We start from the raw sequence: 9892 nt of genomic DNA, 5'->3' as shown, positions 1-9892 counted from the left end.
GTAACTGCTCCAGGGAACCTACGTAAGGGCCCTTTCGCGTGAGATCGAGGACACCAATACGTATCAATCCCCGAGAGTACCCGGGCTGCCCCGTACCGGTCAAAACGCGGCTCCGGAGACCGACCGCAGCCCGCCTCACCTGCTCCGCGCCGCCTCCCCCGCCACGGCCCACGGACCGCCCGGCAGCGCGGGCTCCCGGTGCTCCCCGAGCTCACCGGCGCGCGCACCCCGCACGCACGCCCACCCGACCGCGCCCGCGAGCAGGCACAACGTCACCGCGTCCTTGAAGGCCCGCCGCGTCCCCGGCTCCAGCCACGGCCACGCGAAGCCCGGCACCTGCGGCACCAGCGCCACCCAGAACCACGGCCCCCGCGCCGCCGCCCCCGGCGCCAGCGCCCCCGCGAGCAGCAGCGGAAGCACGACGAGCAGATAGTGATCGTACGACGGACGGGAGACGAGGAAGGCCGAGAGCATCAGCATCACGGCGCATTCCACCGTCCTCGCAGGCCCCTCGTCCCCCCGCCGCCACCGCTGCCGGGCACACCACACCCCGGCCGCCGCCGCACATACGGCGACCAGCGTGGCGCCCGTCTGTGGCACCCCGACCCGCGCGAGCACCGCGGACGGCGACGCCTCATAGAGACGTACGAAGGTGTCCTCCCCCCGCAGCAGGAAGGGCAGCGTCCGCGTGAAGAACCCGGCGGGGTCCGGCATGACGAGCGCCGCGGCCGCCGACACCAGGGCGGGCACGCCCACCGCGACCCCCAGCGCCCGCCACCTGCGCGCCAGGACGAAGAGCAGCACGACGGGCGCGAGCAGCGGCTTCACGGCGACGGCGGCGCCGACGACGAGCCCGGCCGCGACCCACCGGCCGCGGCACACGAGCAGCAGGGCGAGCGGCAGCGCGGCGGCGGAGCCCACCGTCCAGTTGCCGAGCTGCACGAGGTGCCCGAAGGGCGCGAAGCCGAGCGCGAGCCCGAGCAGGCCGTACGCCGCGAAGCGGCTGCGCCACGGCACCCCGTGGATCCGCAGGGCGCACGCCCACCCGATGACGAGCCCCGCGGTCACGCCCGCGGGCACGAGGAACCGCACGACGTCCACGGGCAGCACGGCCTGCGGCACCGCCGCGAGCACGGCGCCGGGGAGGTAGAGGAAGTGCCGGTCGGCGTAGGGCGACCGGCCGTCCAGCCACGCCTCGGCGGCCCGCACCACGATGTCGTTGTCCATGCCGCCGTCCGGGACCCGCAGTCCCACCCGGATCACCGCGGCGGCCAGCACGACCCCGAGCACGCACCGGACGTGCCACCCGGCCGACCGCAACAACCACCCACTAACCGCCGTATTGCCCGTATTCATACGCCTCAGGCTAGGCCGCGAAGCCCACGCAACCCCCGCTCAACATCCCCTGCGGCACGTCTAAGATGCGCCCCATGAGCTTTGGGCAAGGGGGACCTCAGTGGGGTCCGGGCGGAACGGGTGGACCCGGCGGCGGACCCGCGCCCGACTGGGCGGCGCTCGCCGAGGCCGCCGAGGCGCGCACCCGCCGCCGGAAGTGGCTGATGATCGGCGGCGGCGCGCTCGCCACGGTCGGCATCGCGGCCGCCGTGGCCATCACGGTCGTCTCCGCGAACAGCGACGACACCACTGCCTCGAACAAACCCGCGAGCGAACTGCCGACGGCCGCGGACATCCCCGGCGCGAGCAAGGACCCCGAGCCGTCGTTCGAGGCGACGACCCCGCCGCCCCCGCCGAACCCCAAGGACTTCATCTCCAGCGCCAAGAAGGACAAGGCACCGCTCACCCCGGAGGGCCTCTTCCCCGGCAAGTCCCTGCGGGCGGGCGAGCGCGTCTACAAGAAGGGCCCGACCGACAGCACCGACACGTGCGCGTCCGTCACCCAGCCCGCCCTCGGCGCCCTCCTCACCAAGCACGACTGCACGCGCATGATCCGCGCCAGCTACGTCAGGAACGGCATCGCGGTCACGGTCGGCGTCGCCGTCTTCGACACCGCATCCGACGCGGCGAAGGTCAAGGACCAGGTGAAGAAGGGCCTCGTCACCTCCCTCTCCGGCAAGGGCGTGCCCTCCTTCTGCCGCACGGGCGTGTGCCGCGGCACCTACAACGCCTACGGCCGCTACGCCTACTTCACCACCACGGGCTACACCAGCGGCAAGAACGTGACGACGTCGGACCGCAAGGCCTACGGCGTCGGCGACGACCTGGCCCGCTTCGCCTTCCACCGCATCAACCAGCGGGGCGAGGCCCAGGCGTCGGCCGCGGCCAACGCCCCGCAGTAGGACGGCGGCCGGGAGCCCGGCCGGGGCTCAGCAGCACCCGGCCCCGGGCAGCGTCCGCTTGTTGCGCGCTTCCTTGCTGCGCGCGGCGAGCAGCTCGTCGGCGGGATAGCCGACCTCCTCCAGGGTGAGCCCGTGCGGCCGCACCACGTGCACGGCGGAGTCCCGCACCCCCGCCGCGAGGACCTTCCCCGGCCACTCCACGGGCCGGTGCCCGTCCCCCACGAACAGCATGGCGCCGACGAGGGACCGCACCATGTTGTGGCAGAACGCGTCGGCCCGCACGGTCGCTTCGAGGATCCCGTCGGCCCGCCGCTCCCACCGCAGCTCCTGCAGCGTCCGAATGGTCGTGGCGCCCTCACGCCGCTTGCAGTAGGCGGCGAAGTCGTGCTCACCGATCAGCCGCTCGGCCGCGGCGTTCATGGCGTCGAGGTCCAACTCCCAGTCGTGCCACAGCACATGGGCGCGCAGCAGCGGGTCGACGCCGCCGGGGTGGTCGGTCACGCGGTAGGCGTAGCGCCGCCACACCGCGGAGAACCGCGCGTTGAATCCGGCGGGCGCCTCGGCGACCTTCCACACCCGCACGTCGTGCGGCAGCCGCCCGGCGAGCCTGCGCAGGAGTTTGTCGCTGTGCTCGGCCCACACCGCCTCGGGCAGGTCGACGTGGGCGACCTGCCCCCGCGCGTGCACCCCGCTGTCGGTCCGGCCGGCCACGGTCAGCTCGTACGTCTCCTGGGACCGCGTCACGGTCCGCAGCGCCGCCTCGATCTCCCCCTGGACGGTCCGCTGCCCCTGCCGCTGCTTGGCCCAGCCGGAGAAGTCCTTCCCGTCGTACGAAAGGTCGAGACGCACCCGCACGAAACCGGGCTGTACTTCGTCACTCACTCGTGGTTCCTCTCAGGCAACACAAAAGCGGGCCCACCCCGGCAAGGGGCGGGCCCGCGACGCCCTGAAGGGGCAGAACGCTTACGCGTCCTTCGACTCCTCGGCCGGAGCCTCGGCAGCCTCGTCGGACTTGACCGTGTCGACCTTGGCGTCGGTGGTCTCGGCGTCCTTGGCGGCACGCTTGGTGGCCGCCTCGGCCTCACCGGTGGCCTCCTGGGCCACGGTCAGGGCCTCCACCAGCTCGATGATCGCCATGGGAGCGTTGTCGCCACGACGGTTACCGATCTTGGTGATACGGGTGTAGCCACCCGGGCGGTTCTCGTAGCGCGGGCCGATCTCCGTGAAGAGCGTGTGCACGATGCTCTTGTCGGTGATGACGGACAGCACCTGGCGGCGGTTGTGAAGGTCGCCCTTCTTCGCCTTGGTGACCAGACGCTCCGCGTACGGACGCAGACGACGGGCCTTGGCCTCGGTCGTCGTGATCCGGCCGTGCTCGAAGAGCTGCTTGGCGAGGTTCGCCAGCAGAAGCTTCTCGTGCGCGGCGCTGCCGCCCAGACGGGCACCCTTGGTGGGCTTCGGCATGGTGTTTCTCCTAGTGATCTGCCCCGGCCGTATCAGGTACCGGGGTCAGGACCCCGAGGGCGGACGCCCTCGGGCAGTTCATCAGTACTGCTCGGTCTCGACGAAGCCGGCGTCGGCGTCGTCGTCCGCGCCGAAGGCGTCGGCGGCGGCGGTCGGGTCGAAGCCGGGAGGCGAGTCCTTGAGCGCGAGGCCCATGCCGTTGAGCTTCATCTTGACCTCGTCGATCGACTTCGCACCGAAGTTGCGGATGTCGAGCAGGTCCGCCTCGGAGCGGGCCACGAGCTCGCCCACGGAGTGGATGCCCTCGCGCTTGAGGCAGTTGTACGACCGAACGGTGAGCTCAAGCTCCTCGATCGGCAGCGCCAGGTCGGCGGCCAGGGCGGCGTCCGTCGGGGACGGACCCATGTCGATGCCCTCGGCGTCGATGTTCAGCTCACGGGCAAGCCCGAAGAGCTCAACGAGCGTCTTACCGGCGGAAGCCATGGCGTCACGCGGGCGCATGGCCTGCTTGGTCTCGACGTCGACGATCAGCTTGTCGAAGTCGGTGCGCTGCTCGACACGCGTGGCCTCGACCTTGTACGTGACCTTGAGAACCGGCGAGTAGATGGAGTCGACCGGGATACGACCGATCTCCTGGCCCACCTGCTTGTTCTGGACGGCGGAGACATAGCCGCGACCGCGCTCGACGGTCAGCTCCATCTCCAGCTTGCCCTTGCCGTTGAGCGTGGCGAGGACGAGGTCGGGGTTGTGCACCTCGACACCGGCCGGGGGCGCGATGTCGGCGGCGGTGACCAGACCCGGACCCTGCTTGCGCAGGTACATCACGACGGGCTCGTCGTGCTCCGAGGAGACGACCAGCTGCTTGATGTTGAGGATGAGGTCGGTGACGTCTTCCTTGACACCCGGCACGGTGGTGAACTCGTGCAGGACACCGTCGATACGGATCGACGTGACCGCCGCACCCGGGATCGAGGAGAGAAGGGTCCGGCGAAGCGAGTTGCCGAGGGTGTAACCGAAGCCCGGCTCCAGCGGCTCGATGACGAACCGCGAGCGGAACTCGTCGACGACCTCTTCGGTCAGCGACGGGCGCTGTGCAATAAGCATGAAGGAATCCTTCAGTCAGGGGCACCCACTATTTGATGCCCTGATTCATGACAAGGGTACGGGCGATACGCCTCCGAAGAGCCGTACCGCCCGAACCCTCAGATCAAGCAGCAGCCTGCGTCAGACGCGGCGGCGCTTGGGCGGACGGCAGCCGTTGTGCGGCGTGGGCGTCACGTCCTGGATCGAGCCGACCTCAAGGCCGGTCGCCTGGAGCGAACGGATGGCGGTCTCGCGACCGGAACCCGGGCCCTTGACGAAGACGTCGACCTTGCGCATGCCGTGCTCCTGCGCGCGACGGGCAGCCGACTCGGCGGCCATCTGCGCGGCGAACGGCGTGGACTTGCGCGAGCCCTTGAAACCGACGTGGCCGGCGGAGGCCCACGAGATCACATTGCCGGTCGGGTCCGTGATGGACACGATCGTGTTGTTGAACGTGCTCTTGATGTGAGCGTGCCCGTGGGCAACGTTCTTCTTTTCCTTGCGGCGCACCTTCTTGGCAGCGCCCTGACGACCCTTGGGGGGCATCTATAACTCCTACGGGAGGTGGTCGGTCCTGCAGCGTCAGCTGTCGATAGACCGCTGAGCGAGGACTACTTCTTGCCCGGCTTCTTCTTACCGGCGATGGCGCGACGCGGGCCCTTGCGGGTGCGGGCGTTCGTGCTGGTGCGCTGACCGCGGACGGGCAGGCCACGACGGTGGCGCAGACCCTGGTAGCAGCCGATCTCGACCTTGCGACGGATGTCGGCCTGGATCTCGCGACGCAGGTCACCCTCGGTCTTGATGTTGGCGTCCACGTACTCGCGGATCTTGACGAGGTCTTCCTCGGTCAGGTCGCGAACGCGGGTGTTGCGGTCCACCTCGGTGGCGTCCAGCGTCTGCTGGGCCAGCGTGCGGCCGATGCCGAACACGTAGGTGAGGGCGACCTCGATGCGCTTTTCGCGCGGGAGGTCAACGCCTTCAACGCGTGCCATTCATGGCTCCTGTTGATTCTTCGGAGGTCTTCAGCAGAACCACTCCCAGCGGCCGTATGAGGTACCTACTGGGTCCCCGGCCTCCGACCGGGGGTGTCGCCCTCCATTACCTGAATGGAACTGAAGAGGGACGGGTCCTGCGTATCTACTTACTTGCGTCGCGCGAAAATCTGCGAACTGCAGTCGTGCGTCAGCCCTGGCGCTGCTTGTGGCGCGGGTTGTCGCAGATGATCATGACCCGGCCGTGACGGCGGATCACCCTGCACTTGTCGCAGATCTTCTTGACGCTCGGCTTGACCTTCATTGGGTGAGGTTCTCCGGGTCAGTGCCACCACCCCGCGCGAGCGGGATGCGGGCAAGATCTACTTGTACCGGTAGACGATCCGGCCACGCGTCAGGTCGTACGGAGACAGCTCCACCACGACCCGGTCGTCAGGGAGGATGCGGATGTAGTGCATGCGCATCTTGCCGCTGATGTGTGCCAGGACCTGGTGGCCGTTCTGGAGCTCCACCTTGAACATGGCGTTCGGAAGAGACTCGACGACAGTGCCTTCGATCTCGATGGCACCTTGCTTCTTGGCCACGCTTCGCCCTTCGAATCGACTACCTTGATCGACTACATGCTCCGTATGCAGACACACGGATGCACGAGAGCCGACGCGTCAGTCTACGTCAGTGCACTCGGAAAGACGAATCGAGAAAGTCTGCCCCACACCGTAGATCCTTAAGCAACGAGGAGACCCCCACCCCAGCGATCCGTCCGCCCTGCCACCGGCAGGCGGCACACGCACGCTCCCCCGCCGTGGGCAGCCACGCCGCCCCGCCGTGGGCAGCCGCGCCGCCCCGCTGTGGGCAGGCGTGCCGCCCCGCTGTGGGCAGGCGTGCCGCAAGGCGGCACGGGTGGGCACAGCCCACGGTGCCGGGCCCCGACGCGGGAGGCGTCCGCCCCGGCGCAGCCGACCTCAGCCCAGCGGATCCGGCGCCGCCACGATCCCGTACTCCGCCAGCTTCGCCTTGCCGCAGTCCGGGGCCGTCAGGACCAGCGGGCCCGCCTCCGTGAGGGCCACCGAGTGCTCCCAGTGGGACGACCATGTGCCGTCCGTCGTGATGACGGTCCAGTCGTCCTCCAGGACCTCCGTGCGGGGCGTGCCGAGGGAGACCATGGGCTCGATGGCCAGGCAGAAGCCGGGGACCAGCTTGGGGCCCTTGCCGCGGCGGCGCTCGACGTAGTTCAGGAGGTGGGGGTCCATGTGCATCTCGGTGCCGATACCGTGCCCGCCGTAGTCCTCGACGATCCCGTACTTCCCGCCGCCCGGCTTCGGCTGCCGGCGGATGTACGTCTCGATGGCACGCGAGACGTCGACGAGCCGGTTCCCCTGCTTCATGGCCGCGATACCGGCCCACATCGACTCCTCGGTCACCCGGGAGAGCTCCACCAGCTCCGGAGCGTGACCGGAGCCGACGAAGGCGGTGTACGCCGCGTCACCGTGCCAGCCGTCGATGATCGCGCCGGCGTCGATGGAGATGATGTCGCCGTCCTTCAGGACGGTCTTGTCGTCCGGGATGCCGTGCACGACGACCTCGTTCACGGACGTGCAGATCGTGGCGGGGAAGCCGCCGTACCCGAGGAAGTTCGACTTCGCCCCGTGCTCCGCGATGACCTTGCGGGCGACGTCGTCCAGGTCCTTCGTGGTCGCGCCGGGCACCGCGGCCTCACGGGTCGCGGCGTGGATCGCGGCGACGACAAGGCCCGCCTCACGCATCTTCGCGATCTGCTCGGGGGTCTTGATCTGCACCATGGGGCTTCCGCTCTCCGTCATCCGTCCAACAACCGGCTACGTACGAACCGACTACGTACACAACAGTACGGCCGCGGTCCCCCGAGGGGCACCGCGGCCGAAACAGCGTACTGGTTACTACTGGTCCACTGGCTACTTGTCGCCCTTGAGCGCGTCCATGGCCCGCTCGGTGACCTCGTCCACCTTGCCGAGCGCCGAGATCGTCACGACCAGACCCTGGGTCCGGTAGTAGTCGATGATCGGCTCGGTCTGCGTGTGGTAGACCTCAAGGCGCTTGCGGACGGTGTCCTCGCTGTCGTCCTCGCGCTGGTAGAGCTCGCCGCCGCAGACGTCGCAGACGCCCTCCTGCTTCGGCTTGCTGTACGTCACGTGGAAGACGTGGCTGGAGTCCTTGCGGCAGATGCGCCGGCCCGCGATCCGCTTGACGACCTCGTCCTCCGGGACCTCCAGGTCCAGGACGGCGTCGAGCTTCACGTCATCGGCCTTGAGCGCCACGTCCAGCGCCTCCGCCTGCGACACGTTGCGCGGGAACCCGTCGAGCAGGAAGCCGTTCTCGGCGTCCGGCTGCGCCATCCGGTCCTTCGCCATGCCGATGGTCACCTCGTCGGGCACGAGGTTTCCGGCGTCCATGTACGCCTTCGCCTGCTTGCCCAGATCCGTGCCCTGGCTGATGTTGGCACGGAAGAGGTCGCCCGTGGAGATGTGCGGGATCGACAGGTTCTTGGCGAGGAACGCGGCCTGCGTTCCCTTGCCCGCACCGGGCGGCCCGACGAGGACGATACGCATCAGCGGAGGAACCCTTCGTAATTGCGCTGCTGGAGCTGGCTCTCGATCTGCTTCACGGTTTCCAGACCCACACCCACGATGATGAGGATGCTCGTCCCGCCGAACGGGAAGTTCTGGTTCGCGTTGAAGCCCACCAACGCCATCGTCGGCACAAGAGCGATCAGACCCAGATACAGCGAACCCGGCCAGGTGATCCGGTTGAGTACGTAGCTCAGATACTCAGCGGTCGGACGGCCAGCCCGGATGCCCGGGATGAAGCCACCATACTTCTTCATGTTGTCGGCGACTTCCTCGGGGTTGAAGGAGATCGCGACGTAGAAGAAGGCGAAGAAGACGATCAGGATGAAGTACGTGGCGATGTAAATCGGATGGTCACCCTTGGTCAGGTTCGCGTCGATCCACTGCTTCCATCCCGAGTTGCCGCCCGCGAACTGGGCGACCAGCGCCGGAATGTAGAGCAGCGACGAGGCGAAGATCACAGGGATGATGCCCGCCTGGTTGACCTTCAGCGGGATGTACGTCGACGTACCGCCGTAGGACCTGCGGCCGATCATGCGCTTCGCGTACTGGACGGGGATGCGCCGCTGCGCCTGCTCGACGAAGACCACCAGGCCGACCATGACGAGACCCACCGCGATGACGATGCCGAACTCGATCCAGCCGTCGGCGAGCGAGCCCTGCTCCTTGATGGCCCACAGGGCGGCCGGGAAGGTCGCGGCGATCGAGATGAACATCAGGATCGACATGCCGTTGCCGATGCCGCGGTCGGTGATGAGCTCACCGAGCCACATCACACAGGCCGTACCGGCGGTCATCGTGATGACCATCGTGATCGTGACGAAGATCGACTGGTCGGGGACGATCTCGGTGGCGACCGGGCAGCCCTGGAAGAGGGAGCCGGTGCGGGCGGTGGCCACCAGGCCCGTGCCCTGAAGGATCGCGAGCGCGATGGTCAGATAGCGCGTGTACTGCGTGATCTTCGCCGTGCCGGCCTGGCCCTCCTTCTTGAGGGCCTCAAGGCGCGGGATCACCACGGTCAGCAGCTGCAGAATGATGCTCGCCGTGATGTACGGCATGATGCCGAGCGCAAAGATCGTGATCTGCAGCAGCGCGCCACCGCTCATCATGTTCACGAGACCGAACAGGCCCTGATTCGCATTGGCGTTGTCGATGCAGGCCTGGACGTTCTTGTAGTTGACACCGGGGATCGGCACATGTGTACCCACCCGGTAGATCACGATGATGCCGAGCGTGAAGAGCAGCTTCTTGCGCAGGTCGGGCGTCTTGAACGCCCGGGCGAACGCGGTGAGCACGGTGCCTCCTGCGACCCCCGCGCGCGTGCGCCAGAGGTGGTGGTCTGAGGATCGACGAATACATATCAGTCAAGAAAACCGTGCGGGCAGACCGCACGGAGCTTAGACAGTGCACGCCACCTTACCGGCGACCGTGCCCCCCTTGGAACGACCAACCG

The 9892-nt window shown here is 68.3% G+C and carries 12 protein-coding genes; 1 reads left to right on the top strand and 11 read right to left on the bottom strand.

Annotation, left to right across the window (positions count from 1 at the left end; translation table 11 throughout):
* Positions 1 to 135: 135 nt before the first annotated feature.
* Positions 136 to 1356, bottom strand: a complete 1221-nt coding sequence (locus tag AB0H82_RS20060; protein WP_362994449.1) for a glycosyltransferase family 87 protein — start codon at positions 1354 to 1356, stop codon at positions 136 to 138.
* A 74-nt stretch (positions 1357 to 1430) separates the two neighbouring features.
* Between AB0H82_RS20060 and AB0H82_RS20055 the strand changes: the two genes are divergently transcribed.
* Positions 1431 to 2297, top strand: a complete 867-nt coding sequence (locus AB0H82_RS20055; protein ID WP_362994447.1) for a hypothetical protein — start codon at positions 1431 to 1433, stop codon at positions 2295 to 2297.
* A gap of 27 nt (positions 2298 to 2324) precedes the next feature.
* Here AB0H82_RS20055 and truA read toward each other — a convergent pair whose 3' ends face one another.
* From truA to secY, 10 genes are all read right to left on the bottom strand, one after another.
* Positions 2325 to 3179, bottom strand: coding sequence for a tRNA pseudouridine(38-40) synthase TruA (gene truA, locus AB0H82_RS20050; protein ID WP_362994445.1), 855 nt, complete (start codon positions 3177 to 3179; stop codon positions 2325 to 2327).
* 81 nt (positions 3180 to 3260) lie between these two features.
* Positions 3261 to 3761, bottom strand: coding sequence for a 50S ribosomal protein L17 (gene rplQ, locus AB0H82_RS20045; RefSeq protein WP_362994443.1), 501 nt, complete (start codon positions 3759 to 3761; stop codon positions 3261 to 3263).
* Positions 3762 to 3842: 81 nt separating this feature from the next.
* The gene (locus AB0H82_RS20040) at positions 3843 to 4865 is read right to left on the bottom strand and encodes a DNA-directed RNA polymerase subunit alpha (protein WP_016645160.1); all 1023 of its coding nucleotides are present in this window, start codon (positions 4863 to 4865) and stop codon (positions 3843 to 3845) included.
* Positions 4866 to 4985: 120 nt separating this feature from the next.
* Positions 4986 to 5390, bottom strand: coding sequence for a 30S ribosomal protein S11 (gene rpsK / locus AB0H82_RS20035; RefSeq protein WP_003948617.1), 405 nt, complete (start codon positions 5388 to 5390; stop codon positions 4986 to 4988).
* A gap of 65 nt (positions 5391 to 5455) precedes the next feature.
* A complete protein-coding gene (gene rpsM / locus AB0H82_RS20030; protein ID WP_030782528.1) occupies positions 5456 to 5836 on the bottom strand; it encodes a 30S ribosomal protein S13 in 381 nt (126 codons plus the stop codon).
* Positions 5837 to 6026: 190 nt separating this feature from the next.
* Positions 6027 to 6140 carry a 50S ribosomal protein L36 gene (rpmJ, locus tag AB0H82_RS20025; protein WP_003948619.1) on the bottom strand — a complete coding sequence of 38 codons (114 nt, stop codon included), beginning with the start codon at positions 6138 to 6140 and terminating at the stop codon, positions 6027 to 6029.
* A gap of 58 nt (positions 6141 to 6198) precedes the next feature.
* Entirely contained in the window at positions 6199 to 6420 is a 222-nt protein-coding gene (infA, locus tag AB0H82_RS20020; RefSeq protein WP_003948620.1) for a translation initiation factor IF-1, read from the bottom strand.
* Positions 6421 to 6798: 378 nt separating this feature from the next.
* Positions 6799 to 7635: a type I methionyl aminopeptidase gene (gene map, locus AB0H82_RS20015; protein WP_362994439.1), complete on the bottom strand. Its 837-nt coding sequence runs from the start codon at positions 7633 to 7635 to the stop codon at positions 6799 to 6801.
* 132 nt (positions 7636 to 7767) lie between these two features.
* Positions 7768 to 8421 carry an adenylate kinase gene (locus AB0H82_RS20010; RefSeq protein ID WP_150171094.1) on the bottom strand — a complete coding sequence of 218 codons (654 nt, stop codon included), beginning with the start codon at positions 8419 to 8421 and terminating at the stop codon, positions 7768 to 7770.
* A complete protein-coding gene (secY, locus tag AB0H82_RS20005; RefSeq protein ID WP_362994437.1) occupies positions 8421 to 9734 on the bottom strand; it encodes a preprotein translocase subunit SecY in 1314 nt (437 codons plus the stop codon). Before secY ends, AB0H82_RS20010 begins: the two co-directional genes overlap by 1 nt.
* Between the last annotated feature and the right edge of the window lie 158 nt (positions 9735 to 9892).

Origin of the sequence: Streptomyces sp. NPDC050732 (genome assembly GCF_040654255.1) — a bacterium.
Classification (GTDB): domain Bacteria; phylum Actinomycetota; class Actinomycetes; order Streptomycetales; family Streptomycetaceae; genus Streptomyces.
The sequence above is the reverse complement of the archived record's forward strand: the minus strand, read 5'-3'. Positions and strand labels throughout refer to the sequence as shown.